This window comes from Streptomyces sp. NPDC050528 (assembly GCF_044457795.1).
GTDB lineage: Bacteria > Actinomycetota > Actinomycetes > Streptomycetales > Streptomycetaceae > Streptomyces.
The window spans coordinates 398,695-414,517 of the sequence record NZ_JBITHH010000003.1; the positions used below are offsets into that span (position 1 = coordinate 398,695).

The window sequence follows — 15,823 nt, forward strand, 5'->3', positions numbered from 1 at the left end:
CTTGACGGGGCTATATCGCCGGGGTCGCGATCCGGAAAAGCGTACGCGAGCATGTCACAATCCAGCAGAGCGATTTTCGGTACTCCGCGCACGGCGGCCGACGGGAGTCGACGCGTGATCCAATTACGGGGTGTGTCCAAGGAGTTCGCGCATCGGCGGGGCTCCGTCGAAGCGCTTCACGACATCGATCTGGAGGCGGCCGACGGCGAGTTCGTGGCGGTCGTCGGGCGGTCCGGGTGCGGCAAGTCGACGTTGCTCCGGCTGATCGCCGGGCTGGCATCGCCGACGCGGGGCGAGGTTCTGATGGGCGGCCGTGCCGTGACCGGTCCGCGCCGCGACTGCGCGGTCCTCTTCCAGCGTCCGGCGCTGCTGCCGTGGCGGTCGGTGCTGGACAACGTGCTGCTGCCTGCGGAGATTGCGGGCGACCGGAAGAACGGCTCGCGGAAACTGGCGCTGGGACTGATCGAGACGATGGGCCTGGACGGCTTCCAGCGCCGTCTGCCGCACGAGCTGTCCGGCGGGATGCAGCAGCGGGTGGCGCTGTGCCGCTCGCTCATGCAGCGGCCCCGGGTGCTGCTGATGGACGAGCCGTTCTCCGCGCTCGACGCGCTCACCCGGGACGAGTTGTGCGCCGAATTGCAGCGCGCGCACCGCGAGCATCCGTCCACCGTCGTCCTCGTCACGCACTCCGTGGACGAGGCGGTCCTGCTCGCCGATCGGGTGGTCGTCCTCACGCCCCGGCCCGGCCGGATCCGTACGGTCCTCGACATCACCCTGCCCCGGCCGCGCACCCGCGCCAAGGCCGACCAGGCGGAGCAACTGGCCCGACGGGCGGCCGAGTTGCACGCGCTGTTGCTGGACAGCGAGAGCTGAACCCCCGACCCGCGATCGCCTCACGGGCAACTACGGCCTCTCCCGGCCCTGTTGACATCACACAACCGACGCATAGCGTGTTCCGCGCACAGCATGTCGCACAGCATTCGGCATATCGAACAGGAGTGGAGCGGCGACAGGGACATCGCCCCGACTCCCCGACATGCGAAGGACATTGACGATGACCGCACCCCTCGGCAGACGCCGGTTACTCGCAGCCGCCGGTGCCACCTCGGCGACCCTCGCCCTCACCGGCGGAGAGACCGCGCACGCCACCACCAGAGCCGTATCCACGCCCACCCCGGCACACCCCTTCCCCCTCACCGCCGTGACCCTGCTGGACAGCCCGTTCCGCGCCAACCAGCGCCGCAACTCGGCCTATCTGCGCTTCGTCGCCCTCGACCGGCTGCTGCACACCTTCCGCACCAACGTCGGCCTGCCGAGCGGTGCCGAGCCCTGCGGCGGCTGGGAGGGCCCGGACGTGGAGCTGCGCGGTCACTCCACCGGCCATCTGCTCTCCGGTCTCGCCCTCGCGTACGCCAACACCGGTGACGCGAGCCTCCGCGACAAGGGCCGTACCCTCGTCGCCGAGCTGGCGAAGTGTCAGGAAGCCTCGCCCGCGGCCGGTTTCGGCAAGGGATATCTGTCCGCGTTCCCGGAGAGCTTCTTCGACCGGCTGGAGGCCGGGACCGGGGTGTGGGCGCCGTACTACACGATCCACAAGATCATGGCGGGGCTGGTCGAGCAGTACCGGCTGGCCGGGAACGACCAGGCCCTCGACGTGGTGCTGCGGCAGGCGCGTTGGGTCGACGCGCGGACCGCGAAGCTGCCGTACGAGCAGATGCAGCGGGTGCTGGAGACCGAGTTCGGCGGGATGAACGACGTGCTCGCCGATCTGCATTCCCTTACCGGGGACGGCACTTGGCTCGATGTCGCCGAACGCTTCACGCATGCCCGGGTCTTCGACCCGCTGGCCCGCAATGAGGACCGACTCGCCGGGCTGCACGCCAACACGCAGATCCCGAAGATGGTCGGGGCGCTGCGGCTGTGGGAGGAGGGGCTGCCGGAGCGGTACCGCACGATCGCCGCGAACTTCTGGGAGATCGTCACCGGCCATCACTCGTACGTCATCGGCGGCAACAGCAACGGCGAAGCGTTCCACGAACCCGACGTCGTGGCAGGGCAGTTGTCCGACAACACCTGCGAGAACTGCAACAGCTACAACATGCTCAAGCTGACCCGGCTGCTGCACTTCCACACCCCGGACCGCGTCGAACTGCTCGACTTCTACGAACGGGCCCTGTTCAACCAGATGCTGGGCGAGCAGGACCCGGACTCCGAGCACGGCTTCAACATCTACTACACCGGCCTGGCCCCGGGCTCGTTCAAGCGCCAGCCGTCCTTCATGGGCACGGATCCGAACGCCTACTCCACGGACTACGACAACTTCTCCTGCGACCACGGCACCGGCATGGAGACACAGGCCAAGTTCGCCGACACGATCTACACGCACGACGAACACAGCCTGCTGGTCAACCTGTTCATCCCCTCGCAGGTCGTCTGGCGCGAACGGGGCATCACCTGGCGCCAGACCACCGGCTTCCCGGACCGCTCCACCACCACCCTGACGGTCACCGCCGGCCGGGCCGCACACCGGCTGCGCATCCGCATCCCGGCCTGGGCATCCGGCGCCCGCGCGAGCCTCAACGGCCGTACGCTGCCGGACCGTCCGCCACCCGGCAGTTGGCTCACCCTGGAGCGCGCGTGGCGCACCGGCGACCGCATCGAGGTGTCCCTGCCGATGCGCACGGTCGTCGAGCCGACCCCCGACGACCCCGACGTACAGGCGGTGTTGCACGGCCCGGTGGTGCTGGCAGGGGCGTTCGGCGAGCAGGCCGATCCCTGGCTGTCACGCCTGGACGTCGACTCCGTACGGCAGGAGTCGTCGAATCCTCTGCGCTTCACCGCCCGCGCGGACGACGCGGAGGTGACCCTGCTGCCGATCGCCCGCGTCCATCACCAGCACTACTCGGTGTACTGGCTGACCGGCGAACCTCCGCCCCCTCCCCCGGAGTTCGCCGCCTGGCACCGCTTCGACGAGACCTCGGGCACGGCAGCGTCCGACGCGACCGGCAATGGCCGTACGGCCCAACTGGTCGGCGGTGCCTCATGGTTGGCGGACGGGCGCCTCGGCGGCGCGGTCGCGCTGGACGGGGTCGACGGTCATGTGGCGCTCGCCGAGGACCTGTTGGCGGGGGCGTCCGCCTACTCGCTCGCCGGGTGGGTGCGGCTGGACGGTCAACCCGGTGTATGGAGCCGGATCTTCGACCTCGGTACCGGTGTCACCGCGAACATGTTCCTGACCCCGCTCAGCGGTGACGGCACCCTGCGGTACGCGATCACCGCGGGCGGGGCGGGCGCCGAGCAGCGCATCGACGCCGCCCCACTGCCCATCGACCGCTGGGTGCACGTGGCGGTGACGTACGGCGACGGGACGGCCGTCCTGTACGTCGACGGCGCCGAGGCCGGCCGGAACGCGGCCGTCACCGTGGAGCCGCGCCGCTTCGGCAACCACATCCGCGCCGGTTACCTCGGCAGGTCGCAGTACGCCGACCCGTACCTGAAGGGCGCGGTCGACGACTTCCGGGTCCACGGCAGGGCGCTGAGCGCCGCCGAGGTGGCGACGCTGGCGCAGGCACCGTCGACGTGACCGAGGGGTCGCCGTCACTCCCCCGCGAAGGCCTTCTCCAACGCGGCGAGGTCGAACTTGCTCATCGCCATGAAGGACGCGGTCGCGCGGGCGACCTTCGCGGGGTCCGGGTCGGTGATCATCTCGATGAGCCGGTTGGGGACGACCTGCCAGGACACGCCGAACTTGTCCTTGAGCCAGCCGCACGGGCCGGGCTCGCCGCCGTCGGTGAGCTTGGCCCAGTAGTAGTCGATGTCCTCCTGGTTCTCGCACGGGATCTGGAAGGAGATCGCCTCGGTGAACTTGAACTCCGGGCCGCCGTTCAGCCCGACGAACTTCTGGCCGAGGGCCGTGAACTCCACGGTGAGCACCGAGCCCGCCGGCTGAGGGGCGCCCTCGCCGTAGTGGCTGATGCGGCCGATGCTGGAGTTCTTGAAGATCGACACGTAGTGGTGGGCGGCTTCCTCGGCCTGGCCGTCGAACCAGAGACACGTGGTGAATCCGTCGGTGGGTGCGTCGGTGGTCATGAGCTCCTCCATGGGCTCCGGGGGCATCGAACACGGTCATCTGTATCGACCCCGGCCCGCCGCGAAACTCATCGGTCGGACGGCCGGATAATCCGGGTGGCCGATCCGCCGCGCGGAACTAGGCTCCGGTTCCATGACGTCCCCGCAGGCAGACAGCGTCCAACCGTCCCGTATCGACCCGTTCCGCATCGACATCCCGCAGGCCGACCTCGACGACCTGCACGCTCGCCTCGACCGCACCCGCTGGCCCGACGAGCTCCCCGGCACCGGCTGGGCCTACGGCGTCCCGGCCGACTATCTGCGAGAACTGGTCCGGTACTGGCGCCACACGTACGACTGGCGTGCGGCCGAGGCCGAGCTGAACGCGTGGCCGCAGTTCACCACCACCATCGACGGGACGACCGTCCACTTCGCGCACATCCGCTCCCCCGAACCGGACGCCACCCCGCTGATCATCACGCACGGCTGGCCGGGCTCGATCGTCGAATTCCTCGACATCGTGGGCCTGTTGACCGACCCGGCCGCCCACGGCGGCGACCCCGCCGACGCCTTCCACGTGGTCGTGCCGAGCATCCCCGGCTTCGGACTCTCCGGCCCGCCGGCCGACACCGGCTGGGAGGCGGGCCGGATCGCCGACGCCTGGGCCGAGTTGATGCGACGGCTCGGCTACGACCGGTTCGGCGCACAGGGCGGCGACTGGGGCTCGGCGATCTCCCGCGAGCTGGGCCGCGCCCACCCCGACCGAGTCATCGGCGTCCACCTCAACCTGCTGCCCGGCGCGCAGGCGACCACCGAGCCCACCGCCGAGGAACTGGCCGCACTCGGCCCCGAGGACCGGGCGGACGCCGAGGAGTCCTGGCGCCGCTGGTCCGCCTGGTCGCGCGAGGGCACCGGATACGCCGTCCTCCACGCCACCCGCCCACAGACCCTGGCATACGGCCTCACGGACTCGCCGGTCGGCCAACTCGCCTGGATCGTCGAGAAGTTCAGGGAGTGGACCGACTCGGAGGAGCTGCCCGAGGAGGCCGTGGACCGGGACCGGATGCTCACCAACGTGATGCTGTACTGGCTGACGGGGACGGCCGGTTCGGCCGCCCGCATCTACTACGAGCGGGCCCACGCCACCGGCACCCGGGCCGCCGCACCCACCCTCCCCTCCACCACCCCGACCGCCCTGGCCCTCTTCCCGGCCGAGACCCAGATCCCGCTCCGCCACAAGGCCGAGCGCACCGAGAACATCGTCCGCTGGACCCGGCTCGACCGGGGCGGCCATTTCGCCGCGATGGAGGAACCGGACCTGCTGGCCGAGGACGTACGGGCGTTCTTCCGGGAACTCCGCGAGAAGGGCGTCGACTGACCGGCCCCTAGGACGCCGACTGAGACTCTGCTCCCGGCGAATCTGCTGAGGGCCTAGAAACCCCCAGGCCGGGGCGTTGTCGGCCGACAGTGGAGACAGGTCACGACACACCTTCGACACCCTCGACAAGGAGTGCTCATGTCTCCACTCACGGCCGGTTTCGCGCCGGCCCTCATGCCACGCGCCGAGGAGCTCGACACGCCGTCCTCCCGGTTCGACGACCACCTCGCCGCCCAGCTGCTCGGCCAGCGGATCGTCTTCCTCGGCACGCAGGTCGACGAGGTCTCCGCGAACCGGATCTGCGCCCAGCTGCTGCTCCTGTCCGCCGAGGACCCGCGCACGGACATCAGCCTGTACATCAACAGCCCCGGCGGCTCGGTGACGGCGGGCCTCGCGATCTACGACACGATGCAGCTGATCCCGAACGACGTCGCCACGCTGACCATGGGATTCGCGGCCAGCATGGGCCAGTTCCTGCTCAGCGTCGGCACCCACGGCAAGCGCTACGCCCTCCCCCACGCGCGGGTCATGATGCATCAGCCGTCGGCGGGCATCGGCGGCACCACGGCCGACATCGAGATCCAGGCGGAGAACCTGGACTTCACGAAGAAGACCATCGAGCGACTGACCGCCCAGCACACGGGCCAGAGCGAGGAGACCATCTCCCGCGACGGCGACCGCGACCGCTGGTTCACGGCCGAACAGGCCAAGGAGTACGGCATGGTGGACCGGGTCGTCGCCTCACTGGACGACGTGCGCCCGGCCGCCTCCAAGCGACGGATGGGGCTCTGACATGGGGACGTACACGATTCCGAACGTCGTCGAGCGCACCCCGAACGGCGAGCGTTCGTACGACGTGTTCAGCCGGCTGCTGTCCGAGCGGATCATCTTCCTCGGCACCGACATCGACGACGGCGTCGCCAACGTCGTCATCGCGCAACTCCTCCATCTGGAGTCGTCGTCGCCGGAGAGCGAGATCGCGATCTACATCAACTCGCCCGGGGGATCGTTCACTTCACTGATGGCGATCTACGACACGATGACGTACGTCCAGGCGCCGATCTCGACGTTCTGCGTCGGTCAGGCCGCGTCGACGGCGGCCGTACTGCTGGCCGGCGGGGACCCGGGGCGCCGGTTCGTCCTGGAGCACGCGCGCGTGCTGCTCGGCCAGCCGGCGAGCGGCGGGCAGCGCGGCATGGTCTCCGATCTCGCCCTCCAGGCGAAGGAGATGGTGCGGATCCGCTCCCAGGTCGAGGAGGTGCTGTCCCGGCACACCCACCACGACATCCCCACACTGCGCGCCGACATGGACCGCGACAAGGTGTTCACCGCACAGGAGGCCGTGGCGTACGGCCTCGCCGATCAGGTAGTCAGCCGACGCCTCGGCCCGTCCTGAGCGGAGTCGTCAGGCGGCGACCAGACTGAGCCGCGCGTTGTACGGCGAAGTCACCCTGCCTTGACGCCTGCTGCGGTGCCGGCCGAGTTCGTCCCCGGCCAGCGACAGCAGGTCGCCGAGGTCGAGTCCGAGGGCGTGGGCGGCGGCCGCGATGACCTCCGAGGAGGCCTCCTTGCGGCCCCGCTCCACCTCCGAGAGATACGGCATGGAGATCCGGGCGGCGTCGGCCACATCCTTCAACGTGCGCTCCTGGGCGAGGCGTTCGCGTCGCAGGACGTCACCGACCAGGTCGCGCCACAGGGGTTCCTTGGGCGCGGGAACCTGCGGCTCCGGCAGGTGCGGGGCCGGCTCGTGCGGGCGCAGCGGAATCACGCGGGCTTGGTTCGGCGCTTGGTTGCTCACCCCCTCAGACTAAAAGCCGTGGACGTGAGGGCAAGGGATCAGCATTCTGCCCTGGGGGGAATCGCCGATACGAAGGGTGCCGGAACGGTGCTGCGCGACACATTCGACGGGGCGGCCGAGCGCTACGACCGGGCCCGCCCCCGGTATCCGCGCCCACTGATCGACGAACTGGCCCGGACAGCGAACCTCGGCCCGGACATCCGGGTCCTGGAGATCGCCCCCGGCACCGGCCAACTCACCGTCCCGCTCGCCGAGTTCGGCTGCCGGCTGACCGCCGTGGAACTCGGCCCTTCGCTCGCGGCGGTGGCCCGGCGCAATCTGAGCGGGTTCCCGCGAGCGGACGTGCAGGTCGCGGACTTCGAGCTGTGGGAGGTGCCGGACGAGCCGTTCGACCTGGCGGTGATCGCGACGGCGTACCACTGGTTCGAGCCGCGGACGTTCCTTCCGAAGACGGCGTCCGCACTGCGTCCCGGCGGGCGGCTCGCGGTCGTCACCACGCACCATGTGGCGGGCGGCACGCAGGACTTCTTCGACCGGATGCAGGAGTGCTACGAACGCTGGGACCCGGCCACTCCGCCCGGCTTCCGGAGTCCCACCGAGGACGAAACGGCAACGGACACACGGGAGTTCGAGCGTTCCGCACACTTCGGGGACGTCACGGTGTGGCGCGGGGCGCAGGAGATCACGTACTCGACCGACGAGTACCTCGACGTCGTACTCACGTACTCGAACCATCTCGCGATGGACGAGCCCGCGCGCCAGGGTCTGCCGGCCTGTCTGCGGGAGCTGCTGGAGACGCGGTTCGGCGGCCGGGTCACCAAGCGGTACCTGCACGAGTTGATCACGGTCACCCGGACCGGGGCGTGATCTCCTGACGACCCTCTAGCGGTCCTCGCCGCTCAGGCGCACCACGGCGCGCACCCGCTTGCCGACCGGAATCCGTTCGACGCTCACCTGCGCGGCCAGGGCGTGGACTATCTCCAGGCCGTGCCGGCCGATGCGCTCGGGGTCCCGGGCGAACAGCCGGGGCAGGGCGACGCTGCTGTCGCAGACGGACACCGTCACCGAGGTGTCCGTGCCCTCCAGTTCCAGGATGTACGGCCCGTTGCTGTGCCGGTCCGCGTTGGTGACCAACTCGCTGACCAGCAGGAGCAGTTCGCCGTCGGACTGGTCGTCGATGGTGGCACACCACTCGGTTCTGAGCTGTTCCAGGAACTGGTGGGTGAAGTGCCGGGCCGCTGAGATGCAGCCCGGTTCGCCGGTGTAGTGCGCCGCCCGCCGCAGCGGTTCCACGGGCACGTCGAAACGAGTCGGTATCACTACCCCGTCCCGGTGGTCGATCATGCGTGTCTCTCTCGGAAGGCGGCTGTGCCGGTCGCTGTCGTACCAGTGCTCGTACCCAGCCCCACGCCCGGCAGTCCCCCCGATCAGAGTGACGGTGAAATCGACCCCGAGGAAACCGGCGCGCTGAAGCTGGACGACGAGGTCGTGGTCGTATCGGAAGCGAGCGATTCGGGTGGGGAGGACGAGGCCGATGATGCCGAGGAGGCTGCCGACGACTCCGTCGACGGCGGCTCGGAGGACGGCGACTTCGGGCTCGACGGGGACTCCGAACTCGGCGACGACGAGGACGGTGCGCTCGACGTCGGCGGGCACGGGCTGGTGGACGTGCCGGGCGTTCCCGGTGTGCCGGGGGCCGTGGAGGCGCACGCGGACGGGGAGTTGGAGGACGGCGAGGTCGGCGGGGACACGGTCACCGAGGGACTGGCCGGGTTCACCGGGGGCGGGGTCTTGTGGTCGTGCTTGCCCGTGTCGCCGTGGTGGCGGCCGAACCAGTGGTGGTTGTCGGGGTCGTAGATCACGAAGATGTTGATGATCTGCGGTGCGGGGGTGACCACGACGACGTTCTGCGGCCGGTACGAGGACCAGGTGTCGCCGGTGCGCTTGGGGGTGGTCTGCTGCGCGACGGGGGGCGACAGGGGGTTGCCACAGGCGCAGCGGACGCGGGGCACGCCGTGGTTGTCGACGAGGACGGCGGTGCCGGCCTGGAGGACGGCCTGGTAGCTGGTGGCGGCACCGTCGCGGTAGCCGTGGTTGGTGACGCGGGTGTCCATGCGCAGCTGTACGGGGGTGAGTGAGCGCAGATAGGCGGGGACTCCGGCGGGCTGGACGCCGACGACGGACGCGAACGCCTGCTTCTTCGCCGGGGCCGCGTTCAGGGCTTTGATCTGCTTCTCGACGTCACAGCTGGAGACGTTCTGGGTGCCGCCGTAGAGGCCGGGGGCGCCGCCGTCGACACCGCGTACGGCGTTCGCCGGTTCCGAGGCGGTGGGGGACGCGCTGACGGGCGGGGCGGAGTTCTCGGTCGCCGTGGACTCCGTGAACGGGTCGGGGCCGGTCTTGGCCGCGGACTGCAGGAAGACCTCGCCCTTGCTCGCGGTGTTGCTCGAACCGCCGTCGGAACGGGTGAAGACGAGGCCCAGCACCACGGCGGCCACCACGACGGCCGTGAGGATCGCGACGCGCGGCACCGACTTCCACCAGGGCCGATGCGGCTCCGGCGCCCCGGCACCGCCGCCGCCCGAGGGCTGCGAGGGCGGGCCCGAAGGCGGCTGGGAGGGTCCCGACAGCGGGCCGGAAGGCGGTCCGGTGGGGCGGCCTGAAGACGGAGGTTCGACGCTCACGAGCTCTTCTTCCCGACGCGGTCGACAGCGGCATTCATAGCGATTTGTGCCGCTTTATCCACAACGAACCCATTGTGTGCTCGGATCATGGTCCGCCCGCAAGCCGACGCGGACGGCCCTCCCGGCGGGCGTGCTCCCCGGCCGCTGCTTAGCGTGGCCGTGTGACCCCCCGAACCCCTTCTGACCAGGCGGTAGCCCGCCACGGCTGGCTCCAGGCGCTCGGCACGGTGCTGGCCGGACTGCTCGCCATGGTCCTGGTGTCCGCGCTGGGCCTGTGGGCGGCGGGCGCGACGGACCTCCCCGACGGCGCGTTCCCCCGGGTCGTCACGGCGACAGTGGTGACGGCGGTGGGCGGCACCGTGAAACTCACCGGGAACGCGGGCTCCCTGGCCACCACCAAGGCAGGCCTGACCGTCATCCCCCTCTCGGTGACCCTGGCCGGCGCCCTGACAACCGCGGCAGCCTTCCTACGCCCCCTCCGACACCGCGCGGTCGCCTCGGCCACGGAACTGTCGGGCTGGGCCGCTCGCATCGCCGTCCTGTGGCTACTGGGCCTGATCGGCCTGGCCCTCGGCGCACGCCAGAAGTTCTCGATCTCCCTGGGCACCGGAACCCTCGGCGACATCGGCGACCTGCTGGGCACGTCCCCCGAGGTCGGCTTCGAGGCGGACGTAGCACAGACGGTGCTGTACGGCCTGCTGTGGCTGGCCGGAGTACTGGTGCTGTCCCTCCTGGTCTCCCCAGGCGCACCTCTCCCCGCCCGCCTCCTCCGCTTCCACGCGTCGGTACGCCCGGCCGCGTTCGCAGTCGTAGCCCTCCTACTGACCTACGTGGCGCTCGGCGTCGTCCTGGCCCTCGTCACGGCGGCGACCCGAGGCAACACCACCCAGACCTTCGCCCTGATCCTGCTGGGCATGCCGAACCTGGTCTGGCTGGCCCTCACGATCGGCCTGGGCGCCACCTGGAACGGCCGCGTCGACGGCCCCTTCGGCCTGCCCATGCCGCACCTCCTGGACGAGGTCCTGCGCACCCCGGACATCTCCACGCTCAATCTGCACTCGCTCGCCGCCTACGACGGCCGCGTGTGGTGGCTCCTGGTCATGGACGCGGTCCTGCTCCTGGCCGCCGCCTTCCTGATGGCCGTCCGTTCCCCGGCCCACGTACGCGCCTGGCAACACGCCGTCCACCTCGCGGTCGCCTTCGCCCTCGCGGTCCTCATGATCTGCCTCGTCGGCCGGATCTCCGCCCACTACGGCCTCTCCCTCCTCGGCATCGGCGACGTGGGCGGCGGCTTGTCCGGGGACCTGTTCCTGAAGCCGGAATTGTGGTCGGCGATGGGGCTGGCCGCGGTGTGGGGGTTGGTGGCGGGATTCCTCGGGGCCCTGTTGGCGAGGCCGGTCCACCGGCGGGGCGAGGTCGAAATTCCCCAGCAGCCCCAGCACCAGCCATGAGAGTGTGCGCCCATCCAAGGGAAGGGCAGACATGGCATTGCCTCTTGAAGACCGCCTGGCCATAACGGAGTTGATCGCACTGCACGGCCACCTGGCCGACGAGGGCGAACTCGACCACCTGGCCGAGGTGTTCACCCCGGACGTCGAGTACGACCTCACGGACTTCGGCCAACCCACGCTCACCGGCCTCCCCCAACTCGTGGACGCGGCCCTCACGTTGGGCCCAGGGAACCCCGTCGCGCACCACGTGACGAACGTGGTGATCGAGGAACTCCCGGACGGCGAGATCCGAGCGCGATCAAAGGGCCTGGGCATCAGGACGGACGGCTCGTGCGGATCGGTGACGTATGTGGACACGGTGGTGCGGGTGGGGCTGGGTTGGCGGATTGCTCGTCGAAAAGTCGAGGCGCGACGCGTGCCCTTGAACGGCGCGGGCAAGTTCTAGTGCCGGCAACTGCAGCGCGCCCTGAAGGGGCGCGGGGAACTGCGCGACCAGCCACGACGAACCCGCACCCGAAACACTTCAGTCACGCCGCCTGAACACGGGTTCGGCCCACCGCGGCGGCGCAGGAGGCCGTTCATCTCTCCCCCGTCCCACCCGCACATCCACCTCGGTCGCCGCATGCCCAGAACCACCCCCACGCAACTCCGTCACAAACGCCAGGCAGGACTCGTACCGATCATCAGGACTCTTCGCCAACGCCCTCGCGAAAACCCCGTCGACGTGCCCCGGCAAACCACCCCGAACCTCACTGACCGCCGGAGGCAAGTCGTACTGGTGCGCCCACAACAAAGCCATGTCATCGTCCCGCCGAAACGGCGGCCGCCCCGCCAACGTCTCGTAGACGACACACGCCAGCCCGTACACATCGCACCGCCCGTCCACCGGCCGCCCCGAGATCTGCTCAGGCGCCACATAGTCGAGCGTACCGACGAACTGCCCCACGGTCGTGAACCCGGTGAGTGACAGCGACTTCTTCGTCAGACCGAAGTCGGTGAGGTACACGTGCTCGGGATGATCGCTGTCCGTACCGCGGGCAACCAGGATGTTCCCGGGTTTCACATCCCGGTGGACCAGCCCGTGTTCATGGGCGGCATCCAGCGCGGACGCGACCTGCGTGGCGATCCGCACGGCCGTCGGAAGCGCCAACGGCCCCTCCCGGTCAAGGAGATGACGCAGATCACTGCCGGCGACGTACCGCATCGCGATGTACAGCACCCCGTCCGTCTCCCCCGCCTCGAAGACGGGGACGATGTGCGGATGGTCGATCGCGGCGGCGACCCGGGACTCGTGGGTGAAGCGTTTGCGGAAGGTGTCATTGCGGGCGAGTTCGGGGGCGAGGAGCTTCAGGGCGACCGTGCGTTCGAGGCGCAGGTCGTGGGCGCGGTACACGACCGCCATGCCGCCGCGCCCGATCTCGTCCTCGATGCGGTAGCCGGCGATCTGCTGCCCGACCAGTTCGGAGGGGCGCCCGGAGAAGAGGCTCGCGTCACGGGCCATCGGGGCTCACGACCTGGGTGGGGGCGTGCCCGGGGTCGGCCGGTTCGGCGCGGGGTCCGTCGCCGGAGGCGTAGGTGCTGAGGCGGGTGCCGTCGCCGTAGACCCAGCGCTCGTGGTCGGAGTCGTAGAGCCAGACGGATTCGCCGTCGACGACCACCCCGATCCGCAGGCCCTTCGTGCGGCCCTGGAAGGTGGCGCCGTCCAGGCCGCCGCCCGCGAGGTCCTCGACGGCGCTGCGGTAGCGGGCGAGGGCCTGTTCGGCGCGGGCCAGCAGCGGGCGCGGGTCGGCGGTGCGGGTCAGCGGGCCGCCCGCCGCCGGCGGGTCCTGGGAGACGGAGATGAGGTGGCGGCCGTCGACCCAGGCGGACCAGCCGTTGGAGCACAGGGCGTGGGCCCAGTCGCCGCGCCGCTCCAGCAGTTGCACCGGGAGCAGCGCGTCGAGCGGCACGGTGGGACGCGCGGGGTCCGGGGCCTCCCAGGCGGGCATCCCATGCTCGGGGACGACATGCGTGGGCCGGAAGCCGGGGGGCGGGAGCGTCATCGCGGCGGCCCCTATTTCCGCATCACGGCGGGTTCGTGGCGCCGCAGCAGCCGGGAGACCAGGAAGCCGAAGAGCAGCGACAGCACGACCAGCATGCCCATGTTGAGCAGCCACACCCCGGCCGAGTGCCGGAACATCGGGTCGCCGGTCAGCTCGCCCGGCACGATCCGGGCCAGCCCGATGGTGCCGGCCATCCCGCCGAGCGCCCAGCGCGAGGGCACCAGCCAGGACAGCTGTTCCAGGCCGGGTACGCCGTGCAGCTTCAACAGGGCGCCGCAGAACACCACTTGGACGATGGCGAGCAGCACCAGCAGCGGCATCGTCACCTCCTCCTTGCGCACCATCGCGGAGACCAGCAGGCCGAGCATCATCGCGGTGAAGGACAACAGGGCGACGGCCACGGTGATTTCGATCAGGGGCGGCATCAACACCCCTTTGCCGCCCGGCGCGTTGAGGTCGACGCCGAAGAGTCCGACGAGGGTGAGCACCACGGCCTGCGCCACGGTGATCGCGCCCAGGACGACGACCTTGGAGAGCAGATACGCCGATCTGGAGAGGCCGACGGCTCTCTCGCGCCGGTAGATCGCACGTTCCTTGACGAGTTCGCGCACGGCATTGGCCGCACCGGTGAGCACACCGCCGACACAGAGGATGAGCAGCGCGTTCATCGCCGTCTCCCGGGTCAGCTCGCTGCCTGCCAGCGCGCGGGCCATCGCGCCCATCACGAACGGCAGCGCGATCATGATGACGAGGAACGTGCGGTCGGCGGCGAGCGCCGCCGTGTACCGGCGGACCAGGGTGCCGAGTTGAGCGCTACGGCTGCGCGGCCTGGGCGGCGGCACAGCCGCGGCGACCGCGCCCGAGCCCAACTGGTGGGGCTGAGCGGTCGAGTTGACGATGTACTGGCGCTGGAAGGGCGAGTTCCTGAACTCCCCCGCCCAGTCCCGCTGTTGGTCCCGCTCGAAGGCCTCGAAGGCCTCCGGCCAGTGCTCGAAGCCGAAGAAGGCGAGGGCGTCGTCGGGCGGCCCGTAGTAGGCGACCTTGCCGCCGGGCGCGAGCACCAGGAGCCGGTCGCACACGTCGAGGCTGAGGACGCTGTGGGTGACGACGATGACGGTACGGCCGTCGTCGGCGAGGCCGCGCAGCATGTGCATCACCGAGCGGTCCATGCCGGGGTCGAGTCCGGAGGTCGGTTCGTCGAGGAAGAGCAGCGACGGCTTGGTCAGCAGTTCCAGCGCCACGCTGACCCGCTTGCGCTGACCGCCGGAGAGGCTGTGCACGGGCTGCGCGGCACGCTGTTCGAGGCCGAGTTCGCGTACGACCTCGTCGACCCTGGCCTGCCGTTCGGCCTTGGCGGTGTCCTGGGGGAAGCGGAGTTCGGCCGCGTACGACAGGGCGCTGCGCACGGTGAGCTGGGCGTGCAGGATGTCGTCCTGCGGGACCAGGCCGATGCGCTGGCGCAGTTCGGCGTAATCGCGGTAGAGGTCGCGGCCGTCGTACAGGACGGTGCCTCGGTCGGCGGGGCGCTGGCCGGTGAGCGCGTTCAGCAGGGTGGACTTGCCGGCGCCGCTGGGTCCGACGACGGCGAGCAGACATTTCTCGCCGACCGGGAACGAGACCTGGTCGAGAAGAATCTTGCGGCCGTGGTCGACAGCGACGGTGAGGTCCTGTACGTCGAGGGAGACCTCGCCGGTGTCGACGTACTCCTGCAACTGGTCGCCGACGAGACAGAACGCGGAGTGTCCGATGCCGACGATGTCACCCGGCCCGATGGGGGCGCGGGCGACGGGCTGGCCGTTGAGGTAGGTGCCGTTGTGGCTGCCGAGGTCGACGATCTCGTACGTCCCGTCCGGCATGGCCCGTAGCTCGGCGTGGCGGCGGGAGACGATCAGGTCGTCGACGACGAGGTCGTTGTCGCCGGCCCGGCCGATGCGGACGGTCCGGCTGGGCAGCGGTCGTACGGTCGTCGGTTGCCGGAACGTGCCGGTGAAGGCGGGCATGGACACGGCCGAGGGGCGTTCCGGGGCCGGGGCGGGGCGGTCGGCCAGGGTGACGCACGGGCCGTCGGCCGGGTTGCCGAAGCGGATCACGCTGCCGGGGCCGACGCCCCACTCCTGGATGCGGCGGCCGTCGGCATAGGTGCCGTTGGTGCTGTGCTCGTCCTCCAGCGTCCAGTGGTCGGCGTCGGGCCGCAGGACCGCGTGGTGCCAGGAGACGCGGGCGTCGTCGATGACGATGTCGCTGAGGGGATCGCGGCCGACGTGGTAGTCGCGGCCCGGGGTCATGACCGTGGAGCCCGATTCCGTCTCCAGGAGGAGTTCGGGCGCTGTCGGCACCATCGGCCGCTCTGGCATGCCCTGAATTCTACCGATTCGTTCACCCGTGCGCCCGGCCAGCGGTCA

At 70.3% G+C, this 15,823-nt stretch carries 15 protein-coding genes; 8 read left to right on the plus strand and 7 right to left on the minus strand.

The features are described from left to right. Positions 1-114 precede the first annotated feature (114 nt). Both ACIBK4_RS13220 and ACIBK4_RS13225 read left to right on the plus strand, forming a co-directional pair. The gene (locus ACIBK4_RS13220; RefSeq protein ID WP_398994739.1) at positions 115-873 is read left to right on the plus strand and encodes an ABC transporter ATP-binding protein; all 759 of its coding nucleotides are present in this window, start codon (positions 115-117) and stop codon (positions 871-873) included. 181 nt (positions 874-1,054) lie between these two features. Continuing rightward, positions 1,055-3,583 carry a beta-L-arabinofuranosidase domain-containing protein gene (locus tag ACIBK4_RS13225; RefSeq protein WP_398994740.1) on the plus strand — a complete coding sequence of 843 codons (2,529 nt, stop codon included), beginning with the start codon at positions 1,055-1,057 and terminating at the stop codon, positions 3,581-3,583. 14 nt (positions 3,584-3,597) lie between these two features. Here the strand turns inward: ACIBK4_RS13225 and ACIBK4_RS13230 are convergent, their stop codons facing one another. Then, positions 3,598-4,101, minus strand: coding sequence for a VOC family protein (locus ACIBK4_RS13230; protein ID WP_398994741.1), 504 nt, complete (start codon positions 4,099-4,101; stop codon positions 3,598-3,600). A gap of 121 nt (positions 4,102-4,222) precedes the next feature. Between ACIBK4_RS13230 and ACIBK4_RS13235 the strand changes: the two genes are divergently transcribed. The 3 genes from ACIBK4_RS13235 to ACIBK4_RS13245 all read left to right on the plus strand — a co-directional run bounded on the left by ACIBK4_RS13235 (position 4,223) and on the right by ACIBK4_RS13245 (position 6,842). Beyond that, positions 4,223-5,446 carry an epoxide hydrolase family protein gene (locus ACIBK4_RS13235; RefSeq protein WP_398994742.1) on the plus strand — a complete coding sequence of 408 codons (1,224 nt, stop codon included), beginning with the start codon at positions 4,223-4,225 and terminating at the stop codon, positions 5,444-5,446. A 138-nt stretch (positions 5,447-5,584) separates the two neighbouring features. Then, the gene (locus ACIBK4_RS13240; protein ID WP_398994743.1) at positions 5,585-6,238 is read left to right on the plus strand and encodes a ClpP family protease; all 654 of its coding nucleotides are present in this window, start codon (positions 5,585-5,587) and stop codon (positions 6,236-6,238) included. 1 nt (position 6,239) lies between these two features. Next, the gene (locus ACIBK4_RS13245; RefSeq protein WP_033280765.1) at positions 6,240-6,842 is read left to right on the plus strand and encodes a ClpP family protease; all 603 of its coding nucleotides are present in this window, start codon (positions 6,240-6,242) and stop codon (positions 6,840-6,842) included. Between the two features lie 9 nt (positions 6,843-6,851). On the opposite strand, the gene ACIBK4_RS13250 is transcribed toward ACIBK4_RS13245, so the two are convergent. Continuing rightward, a complete protein-coding gene (locus tag ACIBK4_RS13250; RefSeq protein WP_398994744.1) occupies positions 6,852-7,244 on the minus strand; it encodes a helix-turn-helix domain-containing protein in 393 nt (130 codons plus the stop codon). Between the two features lie 87 nt (positions 7,245-7,331). On the opposite strand from ACIBK4_RS13250, the gene ACIBK4_RS13255 reads away from it, so the two are divergent. Beyond that, positions 7,332-8,111: a class I SAM-dependent methyltransferase gene (locus tag ACIBK4_RS13255; protein ID WP_398994745.1), complete on the plus strand. Its 780-nt coding sequence runs from the start codon at positions 7,332-7,334 to the stop codon at positions 8,109-8,111. A gap of 15 nt (positions 8,112-8,126) precedes the next feature. Here ACIBK4_RS13255 and ACIBK4_RS13260 read toward each other — a convergent pair whose 3' ends face one another. Both ACIBK4_RS13260 and ACIBK4_RS13265 read right to left on the minus strand, forming a co-directional pair. Next, complete coding sequence (locus ACIBK4_RS13260) at positions 8,127-8,588, minus strand: ATP-binding protein (protein ID WP_398994746.1); 462 nt, start codon at positions 8,586-8,588, stop codon at positions 8,127-8,129. A gap of 83 nt (positions 8,589-8,671) precedes the next feature. Beyond that, positions 8,672-9,928, minus strand: a complete 1,257-nt coding sequence (locus tag ACIBK4_RS13265) for a DUF6777 domain-containing protein (protein ID WP_398994747.1) — start codon at positions 9,926-9,928, stop codon at positions 8,672-8,674. Positions 9,929-10,089: 161 nt separating this feature from the next. Between ACIBK4_RS13265 and ACIBK4_RS13270 the strand changes: the two genes are divergently transcribed. After that, entirely contained in the window at positions 10,090-11,379 is a 1,290-nt protein-coding gene (locus ACIBK4_RS13270; protein ID WP_398994748.1) for a streptophobe family protein, read from the plus strand. A gap of 31 nt (positions 11,380-11,410) precedes the next feature. Then, positions 11,411-11,824 carry a nuclear transport factor 2 family protein gene (locus ACIBK4_RS13275; RefSeq protein ID WP_398994749.1) on the plus strand — a complete coding sequence of 138 codons (414 nt, stop codon included), beginning with the start codon at positions 11,411-11,413 and terminating at the stop codon, positions 11,822-11,824. 78 nt (positions 11,825-11,902) lie between these two features. On the opposite strand, the gene ACIBK4_RS13280 is transcribed toward ACIBK4_RS13275, so the two are convergent. Genes ACIBK4_RS13280 through ACIBK4_RS13290 form a run of 3 tightly spaced genes read right to left on the minus strand, consistent with a single transcriptional unit; the run spans position 11,903 to position 15,775 of the window. Next, a complete protein-coding gene (locus ACIBK4_RS13280; RefSeq protein ID WP_398994750.1) occupies positions 11,903-12,880 on the minus strand; it encodes a serine/threonine-protein kinase in 978 nt (325 codons plus the stop codon). Continuing rightward, positions 12,870-13,421 carry a hypothetical protein gene (locus ACIBK4_RS13285; RefSeq protein WP_398994751.1) on the minus strand — a complete coding sequence of 184 codons (552 nt, stop codon included), beginning with the start codon at positions 13,419-13,421 and terminating at the stop codon, positions 12,870-12,872. Before ACIBK4_RS13285 ends, ACIBK4_RS13280 begins: the two co-directional genes overlap by 11 nt. 11 nt (positions 13,422-13,432) lie before the next feature. Continuing rightward, entirely contained in the window at positions 13,433-15,775 is a 2,343-nt protein-coding gene (locus ACIBK4_RS13290; RefSeq protein WP_398994752.1) for an FHA domain-containing protein, read from the minus strand. Positions 15,776-15,823: the final 48 nt, after the last annotated feature.